The sequence below is a fragment of the Methylocucumis oryzae genome, from assembly GCF_000963695.1.
Classification (GTDB): domain Bacteria; phylum Pseudomonadota; class Gammaproteobacteria; order Methylococcales; family Methylomonadaceae; genus Methylovulum; species Methylovulum oryzae.
In genome coordinates, this window is the sequence record NZ_LAJX01000101.1 from 1 (window position 1) to 17,166 (window position 17,166).

The following is a 17,166-nucleotide window of genomic DNA, read 5'->3' on the forward strand; positions in this document are numbered from 1 at the left end:
TAGATGAACCGGGCGTTACGACAACGGATTTAAGTTCTGTGCGTGGTTTCCTATACGGCGGCTCGCCGATTGCACCAGCGTTATTTAGACGCGCGCTTCAAATCTTTAACTGCGATTTCTATCAAATCTATGGCATGACTGAAACCGGCAATATGGCGGTGTGTTTAAGGCCACAAGACCATTACCCACTGGATTCTCCTAGACTCATGTCAGCGGGCAAGGCGTTGCCTGGGGTAGAAGTGTGCGTGTTAGATACTCATAACCAAATGCTGCCTCAGGGGAGTATCGGTGAGATATGTATTAAGTCTCCTGCCAGTACGCCTGGTTATTGGCATAACGATGCCGCCAATCAAAGCACTTTTTTTTAACCAATGGATACGCACTGGCGATGTCGGCTACCTAGACCAAGACGGTTATGTGTTTATTTGTGATCGCATCAAAGACATGATTATTTGTGGTGGTGAAAATATTTATCCAGCCGAAATAGAAGCGGTGTTGCAAGAACATCCGTTAGTGGTTGAAGCGGCGGTGATTGGTATTCCTGATGAGCGTTGGGGCGAATCAGTAAAAGCCTTTGTCGTACTAAGAAATCAGGAAAAGCTTAAGCAGCGCGAGTTAATTAATTTTGTTAGAAGCCGCATTGCTGAATTCAAAGCCCCTAAGTCGATTGATTTTGTGGCGCGTTTGCCTAGAAATTCCAGCGGTAAACTGCTTAAACGCGAGTTGAGAGCGCCGTATTGGTCAGAGCAACAGCGTCAGGTTAATTAGTAATGTTTTCATCGTTCCCACGCTCTGCGTGGGAATGCGCTGCAACCGCTCTGGCGGTGTGAAACGAGACGCAGAGCATCCTGGCTACGCTCCCACACTAGAGCGTGGGAGCGATGAAAAGTGTGTAGTCAATTAATGTAATGTTTTACACCTTAATCCAAGTCGGCTAGCTTGGATGAGGTTTAGTCACTATCCGGAGAGAAGGCGTATGCCTTAGCCTGGTGCTTTATGAACCAGGCAACTTAGCGTTTGCGCAAGCGCTAAGCCGCAACTATTGGCTCTAGCATAGCGAGAGTCAGTTAACTTAAATACAAGAGAGCAAAAACACTATGAGTACACTTGCACTGCAAATAGACGATATTGAAATTATCGATGCGAAACCTGGAGACATAGGCGCAGAAATTAAAGGCATAGACGTTAACGAAATTGAGAGCGGAGCGCCAATTTTAGAAACGATTCGCCAATTGATTTATCGCGATAAATTAGTGGTGATTCGCGATCAAGAGTTAACAGCTGATAGTTATGTGGCTTTTACGCGTAAGTTAGGGCGGCCACAGGTTTATTTTCAACCGCAATATCACCATCCAGACCACCCTGAGGTCTTTGTTTCGTCAAATGTCCCTGAAGTCAACGGTAAACGTATGGGCGTATCCGGAACCGGTCGCTATTGGCATACGGATTGCCAGTTTGAGAAAAAACCATTGTCGTTTACGTCGATTTATCCTTTAGTTTTTCCAAAATCAGCACGTGAAACCTCTTATATCGATATGAGTAGGGTGTATCAAAACTTGCCTGATGAGTTGCGTAAAATGGTGGATGCACCTGGCGCAGCCTTTGTGCATGAAGGACAAATGCGCTACAAAGTACAAGAGACTGATGTTGATCGCTCGTTACGCGAGTTGTTGGATAGAATTAACCAAGAAGTCCCCCCTGTTGTTCACCCGGCAGTTATCGAACATCCGGTGACAGGTATCAAAAGCCTATATGCGAGCAGCGGATTTACGACTAAGTTTGTTGGCCTAAACTACGAAGATAATCAACGCTTTATGCAAGCGATATTTGATTTCTCTGAGCGTCCTGAACATGTGCATACCCATTATTGGGATGAAGGCGATTTAATTATTTGGGATAACCGTTATTTAAACCATAAAGCCTCTGCGGTTAAACCCGGTGAATTAAGCAAAAGCTATCGTATCGGCATATACGATGATAAGCCGTTTTATGTAGGGTTGGAGCCATGAGTGCGATTCTAGCTGACATGGCTGAGGATAAGTTTAGCGTTGTTGATATAGAGCAAGATTTTTTACTAAAAGTCTTAAATCCTTACCGCGACCATTGCCGATATTTAAAGCGTGCTTATTTTGAACAGCATGAAAATCAAGGTGTGCCGGGTATGCTGATGAAAGGCGAGTTTTCGATAGATCGTTCTTGCTATATCGATGATACCGGCCATTTTAACGCGGTGGAATATAACATTTGCTATAACCAAATCGCCTATCTGCATTTAGGTTATTGCATTAAACACGGCTTAATACCTGAGCTTGGCTTGTACAACCAAGAATCGTTTTTTGAAAAACAATTATCGCATTTCTTAATCGCTAATATCAGTTCAGGTTTTCAAAGTTTATTGAATGCTAAGCATTTTTACGGCACGTTTGGTATACACTCGCTTAAGAAAACCAGTAAGTGCACGTTTATTAAGACCTATTGTTATTTCTACGATGATGAAGTCGGCAAGTCTAAAGGTGAAGTCATGTTGGCTATTTTGCACCCTTGAACCATAAAATTATAAAAAGCAAAAAACGTGTCGCAAGTCGTTGCGATGCGTTTTTGCGCGCGGTGTACTAAGCATAAAGCCGCTTGAGACCCTTAAATAATAAGACGTAAGAATCAGTATTAGGTTAAAAACCATGCAAGCCAGTTTAACGTGTTCGTCGCCGCAGCCCACGATGTGTTCGTACCATGAACTCATCGAAAACTTAACAGCGTCTACACCTTCCGAGCGCCCTAAAGTATTGAACGCGTTATTGCGAGCTATGCTAGTCGAGTTTTTGGAATTAGATTCCCTCGATGAAGTGAGCGAGCAACAGAGTTTTGTCGAATTAGGCGCGGATTCTATGCAAGCTATCGATTTTAAAACTAAAATCGAGAAAATACTGCATTGCTCATTACGGTCAACCTTATTATTTGATTACCCTAGCGTTGATGTACTCGCTGACTATTTAGCCGGTGTCATAACATGGCCGGTTGAGTCAACACCTGAGCCAGCGCTTAATGTGGTCAGTACAACAACGCATACCGACTTAGAACACGTCTACACCGATAATAAAACGCCAGCAATTATTGCACTAGCGGGCAGCTTTGCCGGTATTGCCGATGTCAATACGCTTTGGCAACAAGTGGTATCAGGTGTAGCTATGCAAAAAACCGCTAGACCTGAGCAAGCCGGTTTGGATTTTGCTGATTTACCTGACATAAAGAATTGTATCCCGGTATGGCTACTCGGCGTGAATGAGTCGGTTTATGCCAGCATGAGCAAGCCTGAGCAATATTTATATAACGCGTTATGCACGGCGATAACCGAAGCTAAGTTAAGTCCTAACGAGTTAATAGCGCGTCGCACCGGTGTGTTTCTATGCGTGCGTGAGGACACTGACTCAGTAGGGCAAGCTTATCAAATTCCATTGGCGCATAAGCTATCGTTTCTACTGAATTTAAAAGGGCCTAGCGAAGTTATTAATGCGTTTTGCACCAGCGTTTATGTGGCTATCGATAAAGCGGTGCAAAGTTTAGCAGCCGGTGAATGCGAACAAGCGTTGATTGGTGCGATTAATTTAATTGCACCAGACGAGTTTGCTGTTAAGGCTAAAGCCGGTCTTTATCACGCCATTTTAAGCCCTGATAATCAAACGCATAGTTTTTGCGCGAATGCTTCGGGGTATTTGCGTAGCGAAGGTGTCGGCATGATGCTGATAAAACCACTCGCACAAGCCGAGCAAGACGGTAATACCATTTTAGGACTTATCAAAAGTACATCGGTTTATCATGGAGGGCGTGGTTATTCGTTTGAAGCGCCTAATCCTCAAGGCTTAAAAACCGCAATTCGGCAATGTTTATTGAAAGCGGGCGTTAGCACTGACCGCATCGATTATATTGAAGCGCATGGCATCGGTAATGTCATGGCGGATGCATTAGAGTTAGGTGCTATTGACCAGATTTATCGCCAATACAGTACTGAACCTGATAAGCATTGGCATATTAGCTGTATTAAACCCAGCATTGGTCATCCAGAAATGGCATCAGGCTTTGCCGCGCTAGCTAAAGTATTAAAAGCGTTTGAGCATGATACGTTGCCCGGTATTGCTGGGCTTGAACAGCTTAATGATGAATTACCGGAGCAACATCGATTAGTTTTATCTAAGCAGTCGTATGCTTGGCCGCGCCGGTCAACGCCACGGCTAGCGGCATTAAATAGTTTTGCGATAGGTGGGATGAATGCCCATGTATTAATCGAAGAGTATCGTCCTGGCGCGTTCACTGAATCCGCCGCGTTGACTGTGCAGAACGATGTGGTCTCGCACGAAAAAACCAGTGCTACGCAATCTGAGCACAACACCGTATTAGCCGACTTAATTCGCGAGGTGTTTAATTTAGAGTTAGCAGAGATTAATCCTGACTTGTCGTTAGTCGATTATGGTTTTGATTCGATTAAAGTCATGCGTTTTGTGTCGCTGCTGAATGAAAAGCTAGCCCTGACAATTAAACCCAGTCAAATGCTCAGCATAGACAGCTTGGCAGATTTTTTTGCTTTATTAGAAAAAGCTCAGCAAAGCCATAAAACCGTTACCGTATCACATACGCCAGTATTGTCGTTGGTCGGCGAAAAATCGCCGTTGTCGCTAGTGCAAAAAGGTTTGTGGTATATCAATGAAACCGCTACGCAACCGATTGGTTTTAACGTACCAGTAACATTTGCGTTAAGTGAGCCGGTTAATGTAGACGCTTTACGTGCTGCGTTAGTCGCTATGCTGGTTAAACACCCGCTATTAACCGTCACGTTCGTCGCTGAATCGGGTACGGATGACATTGTGCAAGTCGTGCGTCCAGTCGAACAAGCCCTGCAATTTGAAACAAGACCGGTAAGCGCAACCGAGCAGCCTGAGGCGGTGATGTGGACCTTATTAAAACAACCGTTTGATTTAAAACGTGACCCGTTGGTGCGTTTATATTGCTTGTTGCCAGAATCGGGTGAGCAATGGGTGTTTTTTGTTATTCATCATATTGTATTTGACGGCACCTCAGGCGCGTTATTTATTGCTGAATTTTGGGCCAATTATCGCCAGTTTACTCAGCAGGCGACGGTTGCTGAACAGCCGCCTGAATTAGCGTTTTTCGATTATGTCGCGTGGGAGCAGGCTTATTTAAACAGTGTAGAAGCCGAGCAGGATTTAGCGTGGTGGTTAGCTCAATTAGCGGGTCAATCCGCGACCAGTAATTTACCTTATGACCGATTACCGGTTGTCGGTAGTACGTTAGACATTGGCTGTTGTAAGCAAACATTAAGCACCGATTTAGTATTAGCGTTAAAGCGTGTGAGCGCCGAACTAAAAGTGAATTTATCGGTGTTGTTATTAACGGCATTCCAAATTTTCTTACATAAACTGACCAGAGAAAACGCCGTGGCGGTGACAACGCCGGTGCGTGGACGACCTAAGACTAGCCATGAAAATAGCATGGGTTGTTATATCAATGTCATGGTTACCCATTTGCAATTGTCGCCGGAGTCTAGTTTTGTTGAGTTAGTTCAAGCCAATCGTCGCCAGTTTTTGGCCAGCCTCGATCATGCGCAATTGCCATTACCGAAAGTGCTAGCCGGATTAGGCTTAACGCTGACAAATCCTAAGGAAATTCCATTTCCGGTGTCGTTCACCTATCAAAACTTCTTCGATGAACTGCTGGATAATCAACAGGTGTTGCAGAATATTCGGTCGGTTTACGATATTTATCAACAAGCAGAAGATAATTACACGTTAGAAGTGTACGACTTTAGGCAGTCGTTACAGTTTAATTTTAAATACAAACGCAGCTTGTTTGATGATGCCACAGTTGTTAGGCATAGCGAGCATTTTAATACCTTGCTCGCCGGACTTATTGCCAATCCAACGTTATTGGTTAAGCAGTATTCGCTATTGTCGCCGGTTCAACAAGAGGTTTTATTACAGGGTTTTAACCAAAGTCAGCAAGTATTTTCTGACTTGCCTATTGAACGCTTATTACTAGCGACTAGCGAACGATTGCCAGGGCATATAGCGCTGATTTGTCAAGGTGAAACCATGACCTATCAAACCTTGTATGCGCAAGCCCAAGCTGTGGCGGCTTATTTGCAAGCACAACACGTGCAGCCCGATGAGCTTGTCGCGATTGCGTTGCCACGCTCCATCGATATGGTGGTTGCTGTATTAGGGATTTTACTCGCGGGCGCAGCGTATTTACCGTTAGCACTCGACCAAGCACCAGAACGTATGGCTTATCAAATAGACGATGCAGGTGTGCGTATTGTCTTAACGGGTTCGGATGACTTGGCGCGTATGCAAGGCTTGTCAGGCGTTCATAGCATAACCTTAGCAGAAATACGCGAACAGCCGGTTGGCAATACCGTGTTGACGTCGCAGGCTACGCCAGACCATTTAGCCTATGTGATTTACACCTCGGGTAGCACGGGGCAGCCGAAAGGTGTGATGATTTCTAGGCGTTCGTTAAGTAATTTAGCGCAGGCGATGGTGCAAGCTTATGAGATTACTGAGCAGGATAGGGTATTACAGTTTGCAGCATTAAACTTCGATATGTCAGTCGAAGAGCTGTTCCCGTATTTGTTTGCCGGTGCTGGTATTGTGATTCGGCAGGAGCAAGACATTGAACTAGAGCGGTTTTACTCATTAGTCATGAGCCAGTGCGTGACGGTGTTAAATTTACCACCGCAGTTTTATACCGTGTTGGAGCTATTAGCGCCTCAGCAAAAAACGGCGTTATTTAACCAAGTTCGCTTAGTCGCTTTTGGTGGCGAAGCCTTGCCGAGTGCCACGTTAACAGCGTTGCAACACTATCCTGTCCGCATTATTAATGCTTATGGCCCTACCGAATGCACGGTGAATGCCGCGTTAGCTGATGTTACGCATAGCTGCCAGGTCACGATTGGTAAAGCCTTAGCGAATATGCAGTTATATGTGTTAGACGAGGAGCTAAATGTTTTAGCTATAGGCGTAATAGGCGAGTTGCATGTCGCTGGTGTTGGTGTCGCGCGTGGCTATTTAAATCAGCCTGAGTTAACCGCAGAAAAATTTGTGCCCAATCCTTTTGGGCCTGGCTACTTATATAAAACCGGCGATTTAGTGCGTTGGTTGCCTAATGGTGACTTGGAATACCAAGGTCGTTCTGATAATCAAATTAAGATTCGCGGCTTTCGGGTTGAGTTAGGCGAAATCGAGCGTTGTTTGCTGGCCTATGAAGGTATTGTCAATGCTGCCGTCGTTTTGCAGACAGCCCCGAATACAATGTTAGTTGGCTTTTATGTTGCAGAGCAGGCCTTAGATGAGTCGGCGTTACGCCACAGTCTACGCCAACAATTACCGGATTATATGGTGCCTTCGGCGTTCATGCGCTTAGAGCGTTTGCCGGTCACGGTGAATGGCAAAATTGATAGGCAAAGCTTGCAAGACCAAGCGGTAACCAGCGCGAGTGCTGCTGGTTATGTCGCACCGGAAACCGCATTGCAACAGACCTTAACTGCCATTTGGCAAGACGTGTTAGGCGTTGCAGAAATTGGTATTGATGATGATTTTTTTGGCTTAGGTGGTCACTCATTGCTGGCGATACAAATTGTGTTGCGCGTAAACCAACAACTGGCGGTCAATATAGCGCTCAGTCATTTATTTTCAGCCGGAACGATTCGCCATTTAGCCCAGTGTATTCAACAGGCTGACACACAGATTGCACAAGATTCACTTACGCGTTTTGTCCAGCAATCCCATGAATGGGTTTTGTAGGGTGCATTCCATGCACCATTGAAACTTTTGTGTTTTCCGCCCAGTTAGCTGGGCGCTTTTTACGAACGAGCTATGCAGGCATTATTAACAGGATTACTGAATAAAAGCATACGTTTAGCGGCTAATGGGTCAGGTGAATTAAAAGTCACTGCTGGCGCAGAACCGTTAACAGACGATGAAAAAAACGCGCTGAAACAGCAAAAACCGGCGTTATTAGATTTTTTAGCCGGTGGCAAAGCGGCATGTTTATCGTACTCACAAGAACGGCTATGGTTTTTAGCGCAAATGGGTTATGGCGCGCATTACCATGTTCCTGGTATTGCCAAGCTTGAAGGGGAATTAAACGTTGAGGCTTTGGCTAAAGCCTTTAATTATTTGTTCGCGAGACACGCAAGCCTTAGAACCCATTTTATTGAAATAGACGGTACGCCAGTACAATTGGTACGGGCTGAGGTTGAATGCAATATAACAGTGTTGATTTAAGCCATTTACCCGCTGACGCTCAAGCGTTCGAACAAAAAACGTTTGGTTAATCAATTAATCGAGCAACCGTTTGATTTAGCTAATGATGTGTTATGTCGCATTAAATTGTTTAAGCGTTCGGAAACCGAGCATTTTTTGGTGTTAAGCTTACACCATATCATCACCGATGGTTGGTCTATGCGTATTTTATTACGCGATTTAACTGAGGCGTATCAGGCATATAATCAAGGTCAGCTACCGCAACAAGCCGTATTAGCGTTTGATTATGCAACGTTTGCTGCTTGGGAACGCGAGGCGATGAGCGACGCTAAAGTGGCGGATGAAGTGGCTTATTGGCAAGCGCAGCTCGCAGGCTATAGTAACTTAGACATGCCGCTGGATTTTGTTAGACCGGCGCAAAGCTCAGGGCAGGGCGCATATTTACAGTTTGCGTTAACTCAAGCGCAAGGCGCTGCGATAAAACAACGCTGCCGTGCCTTAAGAACCACGGGCTTTACGTTGTTTATGGCGGCGGTTTATGTGTTGTTACGTCAATACAGCAGGCAAAGCGATATGTGCTTAGGGATGCCTGTTGCGAATCGGCATCAACAAGAGCTAGAAGACATTGTGGGCTTTTTTGTCAATACCGCTGTGATGCGGCTTAATCCTAGTTCTGACGTAAAAACCGTAGCGCAGCTGTTGTCGTATGTGCATGAAGTTATGGTTGCCGGGCAAGACCATCAACGCGTACCGATTGAAAAAAATTTTAGCAGCGTTACAACCAGAGCGAGATTTAAGCCGTAGTCCTATCTTTCAAGTGTTGATTAATTACACGCCGTTAAGTTTAGGCAAGCAGCCGTTTGGCACGGCTACGTTAGAGCCGGTGTTTGATTTTGACATTAAGCAAGCCAAATTTGAATTAACGTTTACCTATAACGAATTCGACCAAGGCGATGCCAGTATCGGTATTGAGTATGCGAGCGACTTATACCGTAGCGATACGATTCAGCGCATGGCTGAGCAGTTACAAGCCTTAATGAGTTATTTTGCTGAGGCTAGTGATGACGCTTTAGTTGACGATTTTACCGGATTATCAGACCCGCTAACTGAGCCGGTTGATACTCATGTTGTCAATTACCCTAATGCGTGTTGGCAGGATTTATTTACCTTACAAGCGCGTAAAAACGCCCGCCGCTATTGCGGTTATTTCAGACCATGAGCAGCTCAATTATCAAGCGTTACACGAGCAAAGCGGGCAAATCGCCGTTTATTTGCAAAAACAAGGTGTGCTTGCCGATACGATAGTCGCGCTTAGCGTGCCACGCTCATTAGCGATGATTGTCAGTGTGGTAGGTATTTTAAAAGCCGGTGCGGCTTATTTACCGATAGATGCAGACTTACCCGAAGACCGTATTAAGACGCTATTAACCGATAGCGGTTGTCGCTTTTTCTTAACGACGCAAGCTATTGCTGAGTCTATAAGCGACGTGTTGGCGGAATTACGTTGTCAGGTTGTCTGCATAGATGCTGATTGGCCAAAAATTCTAGCGGCGCGTGGTGAGTTAGTACAGTCTGGTCGTCCAAACGATTTGGCTTATTTGATTTATACCTCAGGCAGTACGGGACAACCAAAAAGGTGTGATGATTGAGCAGAAAAGCTTGGTGAATCATAACTTAGCGGTTATCGATGCTTATCAATTAACGGCACAAGACAGGGTGTTGCAATTTTCGACGATAAGCTTTGATATTTTCGTCGAAGAAGTTTTCCCAAGTTTGTTATGTGGTGCCGCTGTAGTGTTATTAGATGGGCAAAAATTCACCGATGTCGCGTATTTAAAATCCGTCATTAGACAGCATAACGTCAGTTTAATAAATTTACCGACGGCGTATTGGCATTCGGTAGTGAACGAAACGTTTCCAGCCTGTTTAACGCGTGTGGTGATTGGCGGCGAAAAAGCCGAAACGCATAAATTTAAAACTTGGCAGCGGCATAACCCCAACATTCGGGTTATTAACAGTTATGGCCCGACTGAAACAACTGTTATCGCGTTGTTATACGACATTCCAGCGGATAGTGACGATAGCCAGCCGATTCCATTAGGTAAGCCCATTGCTAATACGCAAGTCTATATTATCGATGCACAAGGACGTCCTGCCGCTATAGGCATACCCGGTGAGCTTTATATCGCCGGTGCAGGACTGGCGCGCGGTTACTTAAATGCGCCAGAACTCAGTGCGGAAAAGTTTATCAGCAATCCGCAGGTTATGGGTGGCCGTTGGTATAAGACTGGCGATTTAGTCCGTCGCTTAGCGAATGGACAGATAGAGTATTTAGGTCGTATCGACCAACAAGTCAAAATTCGCGGCTTCCGTGTTGAGTTAGGCGAAATCGAAGCCGCGCTACAACTGTTTACAGGCATTGACGATGCCGTGGTTATCGCTAAATCTCAAGGCACTAGCAAACAACTCGTTGCCTTTTATCAAACCCCAGGCGGTGTAGCCGTTGAGCTGGAGGCGTTAAAAAGCCATTTACGCCACTATTTACCCGATTACATGATGCCTGTCGTGTTTATTGCTCTTGATAAATTACCGTTAACGGTGAATGGCAAGGTTAACCGTAACGCCTTAGCACACTATCCTCTCCCCACGCAAGCGCTAGACCACAATACTGCGTTAGAAACTGAGTTCGAGCATCGCCTAGCCGAGCTATGGCGGCGTTTTATTAGGTATTGCTCAAGTGGGCGCTAACGATAATTTTTTTCGAGCTGGGCGGGCATTCGTTATTGACAGTGCAATTAATTAATCAAATCAAGCAATGGCCGGATTGCCGTACTTTAACGCCTACCGATGTTTTTAAATACCCAACCCTTCGAGAGCTAGCCGGGTTTCTATTAGTCGATAAACAAGCGTCGTCCGACATGGCGAGTTTCAAACCGCGCCTGCCACAGCACATGGTTAATTTAAGAGGGGCAAGGCCAACATTTATCGTGCCTGGATTGCCAGGCTTAAGTGATGGTTATTACGAATTAGCCGAGCGTTTAGCGTTAGATGGCGAAGTGTATGGCTTACAAATGCGCGGTTTTTTTGACGGTGAGCAGCCAGCGACGACAGTAGAAGAGATGGCTGCGCATAATTTAGCGACGCTACGTCAAATTAACAGCAATGGTAAAATTAACCTCTATGCCCATAGCTATGGCGGTACGGTTGTTTATGAAATGCTTAAACAATTGCTAGATAGCGAATATGAAATCGGTGAAGTCGTCTTTATTGATAGCGGCGTATTAAAGCTTAAGCAAGACGCGATTGATAAAGCATCGGTACGGTTGTTTTGTCAATTCTTACTGTCCTCCGCAGGTAAAGATGCTAAGGCATTGACGCCTTCAATTAATCAGGTGTTAGACCACTTTGACACTACAGAATGGCAAACGCGGTTATCAGTGTTATTAGAGGGTGCTGGCGCGTTAGAAGCTGAACAATTTAGGAAAATTTGGCGCGTGGTCGAAGCTGCGGTCAGTGTTAAATATCCTTATGGCCCTAAGTTGCCGTATCGGTTGACTTTAGTGGTCGCTGATGCCAGCAAAGGTTGGTTGAATAAACAGTGCTGGGATCCGTATTTTGAGTCTGTCCGAGTGATACAAAGCGCAGGCGATCACATGAGTATTGTTAGACAGCCGGATTGTGATGCGTGGTTGCGTAAACTACAAGCCGGTAACGGCATTGCGAGTGACGTGGCGGCGATACCGGTAGCTGACCCGTATGTGTTACGCGCCGATGAGTTACGCAAGCATTATCCTAAAGCTGTGCAAGCGGTTGACGGGGTGAGCTTAAGCTTAAACGAAGGCGTGTGTTTTGGTTTATTAGGCCCGAATGGCGCGGGTAAAACCACCACGCTGGAAATGCTAGAAGGCATTATTAAACCCTCGTCAGGTCAGATTTATCATCGCGGCAAGCCGATAAACGCTGAATACCGCAAACATATCGGCATACAGTTTCAGCATACCGCGTTACCTGAATTATTAACCGTGAAAGAGTCGCTGCAATTATTCCAAAAGCTATATCCTTCGCCGTTATCGTTAGATGAGTTAGTAGAGGCTTGCGCACTGACTGAGTATTTAAATCGCGATAACCGTAAATTATCAGGTGGTCAACGGCAACGCTTGTTATTAGCGATTGCACTGATTAATAACCCTGACATTGTGTTTTTAGATGAGCCGACTACCGGTTTAGATCCGCAAGCGCGGCACAATTTTTGGAGTCTTATCCGTAACATCAAAGCGCGCGGTAAAACCATTATCTTAACCACGCATTACATGGATGAAGCCGAGCAATTGTGCGATGAAATCGCGATTATGGATAAAGGCCGTATTCTGGTACAAGACACACCGCAAAATTTGCTGGCTAATCATTTCGATGGCGTATTAATTAAATTACCGAAAAGTTCAGGCTTAGCTGAGCTGTCAGAATGGTCGTACCCCATGGCGATTGGCGATGATGTTATCGAGTTTGTGACGCCAGATGTCGAGGCGGCGTTGCGGCAATTAGCCCAACATCATATTTCTTTAGATGGCTTATCCATTGTTGCGCCTAATCTTGAGAATCTGTTTTTAAAACTCACCGGCTATTCATTAAGAGCCTAATATGCAACATTTTTTTACTTTATTATCCGCTCGTAATATCGAGCTTATGCGCGATAAAGCCACGTGGTCGTGGAATATCGTGTTTCCCGTGATTTTAATTCTTGCGGTTGCTACGCTGTTTGGCGATAAAGATACGCAGATTTTTAAAGTGGGTGTTATCGGCCCAGAGAATGCGGCGATTAGCGCGTTAAAATCGGTGCGTTATGTGCAATTTATCGATTATCAAGATACCGAAACAGCATTGCCTAAGCTAAAACACCATCAAATCGATTTATTAGTGCAAGGCGGTAGTGCGACGCGGTATTGGTTAAACGAAGAATCGGCGCAAGGCTATTTATTAGAAAAAATCTTATTAACCACAGGTAGCCAGTGGCAAAAACAAGTCGTCACAGGCCGACCGGTTCGCTATTTAGATTGGGTGTTGCCCGGCATTTTAGGCATTAACATCATGCATACTAGCTTGTTCGGTGTGGGGCTTGCGATAGTGCGCTTGCGTAAAAATGGTGTGTTAAAACGCTTAAAAGCCACGCCGGTGAATGCGTTTGAGTTTTTAAGCGCGCAAGTGATTAGCCGCTTAAGCCTATTACTCATCACGATTATTGGCCAGGTCATGGTGTTAAATCTGTTATTTGATTTTTTTATGGAAGGCTCGTATTGGTTGTTGTTTATTATCATCGCGTTAGGTGCGTTATCGCTAATTAGCTTAGGGCTAATTGCTGCCAGCCGTAGTGGTAACGAAGAAGTCACGATAGGTTTATTAAATTTGATTACCTGGCCTATGGTGTTGTTATCAGGGATTTGGTTTTCGCTAGAAGGCGCACCGATGTGGCTACAAAAAGTCGCGTTGGCTTTACCGATGACGCATATATTAAATGCCACGCGCGCCGTGATGATTGATGGGGCAGGGGTTGCCGGTGTGCGTACCGAGTTGTTGGTGTTGCTAGGTTTAACCCTGATATTTTTAACGATAGCCTCGATGCGGTTTAAATGGCATGAGGAATAGATTTTTCTCGTTCCCACGCTCCTCGACAACTGCTCCTGCGTTGTTCTACTACACGCCATCCATGGCGTTATGCGTGGGAATGCATACCTGTGTTGACGATATGTATGGATGATTTGCTAAAGTGAAGAGAGATAGGCATTCCCACGCAGAGCGTGGGAACGAGAGTAAACCTACGGAAGACGCAGAGCGTGGGGACGAGAGTAAAAATATGATAGTAGGCATGTTTGCGCCATTACATGTGAATTTGGAGTTAGAGCTTTGAGAGTGAGGCGTTAATGGAACGGTTTTTTGACAACGCAGCTAACCTGTTTTCGGCTGTGCCGGATGTGATGATTCGGCGGCGCTGGTGGGTATTAACGTTGCTAGCGGTATTGACGGGTGTGATGTTGGTGGGCGCGGTGACGCGCTCAAGTATTAACACGGCGGCTAATAGTTTTTTAAATCCTGATGACCCAGCGATTGTCGCGTTAAATAAATTTCGCGACCAGTTCGGTAGTGATGATGCCGTGGTATTAGTGTATCGCGCTAAAGACGGCGATGTCTTTTCTAAAGCATCGCTAGCGGCAGTGCAAGCGCTAACCGAGGATTTAGAACGCTGGCAAGACTTGCCTAAGGATAAATTTGTCGATGCTAAAGGCAAACCAGTCAAAACTGATGAGTTAGCGCATTTACGCCGCGTACAGTCCTTAGCCACGCTACGCATTCAATCCGCCAATGGTGATACGCTGAATTCAGCGCGGTTAGTGCCAAAAGTGTTACCAGAGCGTACCGAGGACTTAGCTAAGATTAAAGCGACTGCGCTGGCTCAAGCCGATTATAAACGCGCGTTTTATTCGGAAGATGGGCGTTTTGCCGCCATTATTGTGCAAACCGATTTTGGCTCAAAACCGAGTAAAGACTATGTACCGGCTGTCTCAGACCAAGAAATTCAATTAGATGATAGCTTTGCTGAGTTTGATAGCACCGATAAAGGCTTAGCGGTTGATAAAAGCGCTGAGGTGCAAGCTATTACTTACGATAAAGTCGATAACTTTGTCTATGCCAGTTTTGTGAAAGCGGTTAAAGCGATTTACGCGCCGTATCAACAGCAGTTTGAATTTTATCCGGTGGGCTTGCCGCCGTTAATGGAATTTGTGCAACAAGTATTAGCGCAATCGGCCAGCTTAAATTTAGCGATGATTGCGATTAATGTCGTGTTGTTATGGGTATTGTTTCGTTCGTTTAGTGCTGTGTTTTGGCCGATTATCACGATTGTACTCAGCATTGTTTGGACCATTGGCGCAACAGCATGGATAGGGCAGAGCTTATCAACGATGATTAGCTTAACGGTCATGCTGGTGTTTGTTTGTGGTATGGCGGATTGCATCCATGTGATTAGCCTTTATATCAACAAGCGGCGTGATGGTGCGATGCATAGGCGGGCGTTATCGAATGCTTATGCGGAAACGGGTTTACCGATGTTGATTACTGGCGTGACCAATATGACCGGTACGCTGTCCTTATTAACGTCAGAATTTTATCCCATTCGTGTGTTTGCTGGGATGTCATCGTTAGGCGTCGGGTTAGCCTTTGGTTTTACTATGGTGTTATTACCCATTTTGATGGATTTTTGGCATCCTGAACCTGTTGCTAAACCACTTACAGGTTGGCGGCAAAAACTAAGCGGATTTTTTACTAAGCATTGGCAAACCTTGTCCACTCAAGCCCGTTATGCGGTGTTTGCCGTGTATTTAGTGCTGGTCATGTTAGTGTTAGGCTTAAAAGCGGGTGGCTTTATTGCGGTTATTTCGACGCTGACCTTGCTTATCCGCTGCTACCAATGGCCGTTGTTAAATGCGCTGCCTAAGTTTACTGCGCGGAGTTATCTAGGTATTTTACTGGTGTTTGGCATGGTCGTAGGCGCATGTTGGTATGGTGAAAGCCAAATTCGCGTCGATTCTAATATTATGGAATTAACCCGAGAAGGTAGTGAGATTAGAACCTCGTTCGCGATGGCCGACCAGCATTTAGCCGGTACTCAATCTATGGAAATCATGTTGGATACCGGTAGTGCCGATGGCGTGTCTGACCCTATCATTTTGACTAAAATCGATACGCTGCAAAAAACCTTGCTAGAACGTTATCCTAAGCAAGTCAGCCGTACTTATTCATTAGCCAATATTGTCAAAAATACCAATCAGATTATGCACGAAGATGATGCAGCGTATTATCGGGTACCCGAGGATAAGCAGCTCATCTCGCAATTATTGTATTTGTTTAATAGCGCGAACCCTGCCGATAGACGTAGCGTCGTGTCGGATGACTATAGCAAAACCCATATTAGCGTTAATGTGTATAGCGCAGGTTCTGAGCAATACCAAAACGTTTTTTGCCGAGGTTAATCAGTTATTAGACCAATTGTTTGCCGATGCTAAGCAAGCGTATCCGAAATTACAAGTGACGTTAACTGGCACAGTGCCGCTAGCGATGCGCACCCAAGCGATTATCGCGCATTCGCAATATGATAGTTTCTTGTTGGCGTTGGCCGTGATTAGCGTAATTATTTTCTTAACCTTAGGCTCGATACAAGCAGGGCTTATATCACTGATTCCTAACGTGATTCCTGCCTTGTTTACTTACGGTTTAATGGGGTTATTAGATATTCCACTCGATACTGACACGTTATTACTCGCCCCGGTCATTATTGGTTTAGCGGTCGATGACACAATACATTTTATGACGCATTACCGCGTGTCATTAATGAAAACGCGTGATATGGCGAGTTCATTAAAACACACCATTATTGAAGTTGGCCCATCGGTGTTATTCACCGGAATGATTTTAGGCTTAGGGTTCTCGGTGCAATTATTTTCGGAGTATTTAGGCACCGCTAAAATGGGTATTTTTGGTGGCTTGGCGATTTTTGTCGGTATTCTGTGCGAATTACTGTTGTTACCGTCACTGTTATTGTTGTTTAAACCACGGTTTGGTTTAAAAGATGTGGCGGATAAGCCGGTTAGTGAGTTGGCGAAAGCGGGGTAATCCCATGTTCGCTAGCGTTCATAGTAGAGATATAGAAAGCTTGGTAGTTAAAACTTCTATCGTAAAATCATAATGAGTCGCTATCGCGAAGCTTTTATGTTAAGCCGGTTCTCGCACCGGCAAGCGAGTCACTTTTCTTTTGCGTCGCCAAAAAGAAAGTAACCAAAGAAAAGGCGACCCGTTGCCGCTTCATCCTGCGCGCCTTGGTTTTTCTGGGAGGCCGACAGAGCGG

Annotated in this window: 12 protein-coding genes and 1 pseudogene; all 13 read left to right on the forward strand. The window is 45.2% G+C overall.

What is annotated here, in order from left to right; genetic code table 11:
• The coding region (locus VZ94_RS22795) for an AMP-binding protein (RefSeq protein WP_157844897.1) at nt 1-368 on the forward strand (368 nt) is incomplete at its 5' end.
• On the forward strand, nt 340-768 hold the full coding sequence (locus VZ94_RS22800) for an AMP-binding enzyme (RefSeq protein WP_052700426.1): 429 nt from the start codon (nt 340-342) through the stop codon (nt 766-768). The genes VZ94_RS22795 and VZ94_RS22800, both read left to right, overlap by 29 nt.
• Nucleotides 769-1,097: 329 nt before the next feature.
• Nucleotides 1,098-2,009 carry a TauD/TfdA dioxygenase family protein gene (locus VZ94_RS10360; RefSeq protein WP_045779179.1) on the forward strand — a complete coding sequence of 304 codons (912 nt, stop codon included), beginning with the start codon at nt 1,098-1,100 and terminating at the stop codon, nt 2,007-2,009.
• On the forward strand, nt 2,006-2,545 hold the full coding sequence (locus tag VZ94_RS10365) for an FcoT family thioesterase (RefSeq protein ID WP_239649826.1): 540 nt from the start codon (nt 2,006-2,008) through the stop codon (nt 2,543-2,545). Before VZ94_RS10360 ends, VZ94_RS10365 begins: the two co-directional genes overlap by 4 nt.
• A 133-nt stretch (nt 2,546-2,678) precedes the next feature.
• Nucleotides 2,679-7,811 carry a non-ribosomal peptide synthetase gene (locus tag VZ94_RS10370; protein ID WP_045779180.1) on the forward strand — a complete coding sequence of 1,711 codons (5,133 nt, stop codon included), beginning with the start codon at nt 2,679-2,681 and terminating at the stop codon, nt 7,809-7,811.
• A 72-nt stretch (nt 7,812-7,883) separates the two neighbouring features.
• Nucleotides 7,884-9,077, forward strand: a pseudogene (locus VZ94_RS30610) (condensation domain-containing protein).
• Nucleotides 9,028-9,492, forward strand: coding sequence for a condensation domain-containing protein (locus tag VZ94_RS30615; RefSeq protein ID WP_045779183.1), 465 nt, complete (start codon nt 9,028-9,030; stop codon nt 9,490-9,492). Before VZ94_RS30610 ends, VZ94_RS30615 begins: the two are co-directional and overlap by 50 nt.
• Nucleotides 9,398-9,922 (forward strand): AMP-binding protein, encoded by a 525-nt coding sequence (locus VZ94_RS30620; RefSeq protein WP_082081544.1) that lies wholly within the window; start codon nt 9,398-9,400, stop codon nt 9,920-9,922. The genes VZ94_RS30615 and VZ94_RS30620 overlap by 95 nt, the downstream gene beginning before the upstream one ends.
• Complete coding sequence (locus tag VZ94_RS30625; protein WP_052700428.1) at nt 9,915-11,021, forward strand: amino acid adenylation domain-containing protein; 1,107 nt, start codon at nt 9,915-9,917, stop codon at nt 11,019-11,021. Before VZ94_RS30620 ends, VZ94_RS30625 begins: the two co-directional genes overlap by 8 nt.
• Nucleotides 11,003-12,910: an alpha/beta fold hydrolase gene (locus VZ94_RS24390; RefSeq protein ID WP_082081546.1), complete on the forward strand. Its 1,908-nt coding sequence runs from the start codon at nt 11,003-11,005 to the stop codon at nt 12,908-12,910. The genes VZ94_RS30625 and VZ94_RS24390 overlap by 19 nt, the downstream gene beginning before the upstream one ends.
• Nucleotide 12,911: 1 nt before the next feature.
• Nucleotides 12,912-13,913 carry an ABC transporter permease gene (locus tag VZ94_RS10400; protein ID WP_045779184.1) on the forward strand — a complete coding sequence of 334 codons (1,002 nt, stop codon included), beginning with the start codon at nt 12,912-12,914 and terminating at the stop codon, nt 13,911-13,913.
• A 275-nt stretch (nt 13,914-14,188) separates the two neighbouring features.
• Nucleotides 14,189-16,294: an efflux RND transporter permease subunit gene (locus VZ94_RS10405; RefSeq protein ID WP_052700429.1), complete on the forward strand. Its 2,106-nt coding sequence runs from the start codon at nt 14,189-14,191 to the stop codon at nt 16,292-16,294.
• Nucleotides 16,242-16,934, forward strand: coding sequence for an MMPL family transporter (locus VZ94_RS22815; protein WP_052700430.1), 693 nt, complete (start codon nt 16,242-16,244; stop codon nt 16,932-16,934). Before VZ94_RS10405 ends, VZ94_RS22815 begins: the two co-directional genes overlap by 53 nt.
• Nucleotides 16,935-17,166 lie beyond the last annotated feature (232 nt).

Coding starts and splice junctions, on each gene's coding strand:
- VZ94_RS22800 (WP_052700426.1), top strand. CDS start 340: ATGCCGCCAATCAAAGCACTTTTTTTTAACCAATGGATACGCACTGGC.
- VZ94_RS10360 (WP_045779179.1), top strand. CDS start 1,098: ATGAGTACACTTGCACTGCAAATAGACGATATTGAAATTATCGATGCG.
- VZ94_RS10365 (WP_239649826.1), top strand. CDS start 2,006: ATGAGTGCGATTCTAGCTGACATGGCTGAGGATAAGTTTAGCGTTGTT.
- VZ94_RS10370 (WP_045779180.1), top strand. CDS start 2,679: ATGCAAGCCAGTTTAACGTGTTCGTCGCCGCAGCCCACGATGTGTTCG.
- VZ94_RS30620 (WP_082081544.1), top strand. CDS start 9,398: ATGTTGTCAATTACCCTAATGCGTGTTGGCAGGATTTATTTACCTTAC.
- VZ94_RS30625 (WP_052700428.1), top strand. CDS start 9,915: ATGATTGAGCAGAAAAGCTTGGTGAATCATAACTTAGCGGTTATCGAT.
- VZ94_RS10400 (WP_045779184.1), top strand. CDS start 12,912: ATGCAACATTTTTTTACTTTATTATCCGCTCGTAATATCGAGCTTATG.
- VZ94_RS10405 (WP_052700429.1), top strand. CDS start 14,189: ATGGAACGGTTTTTTGACAACGCAGCTAACCTGTTTTCGGCTGTGCCG.
- VZ94_RS22815 (WP_052700430.1), top strand. CDS start 16,242: ATGTGTATAGCGCAGGTTCTGAGCAATACCAAAACGTTTTTTGCCGAG.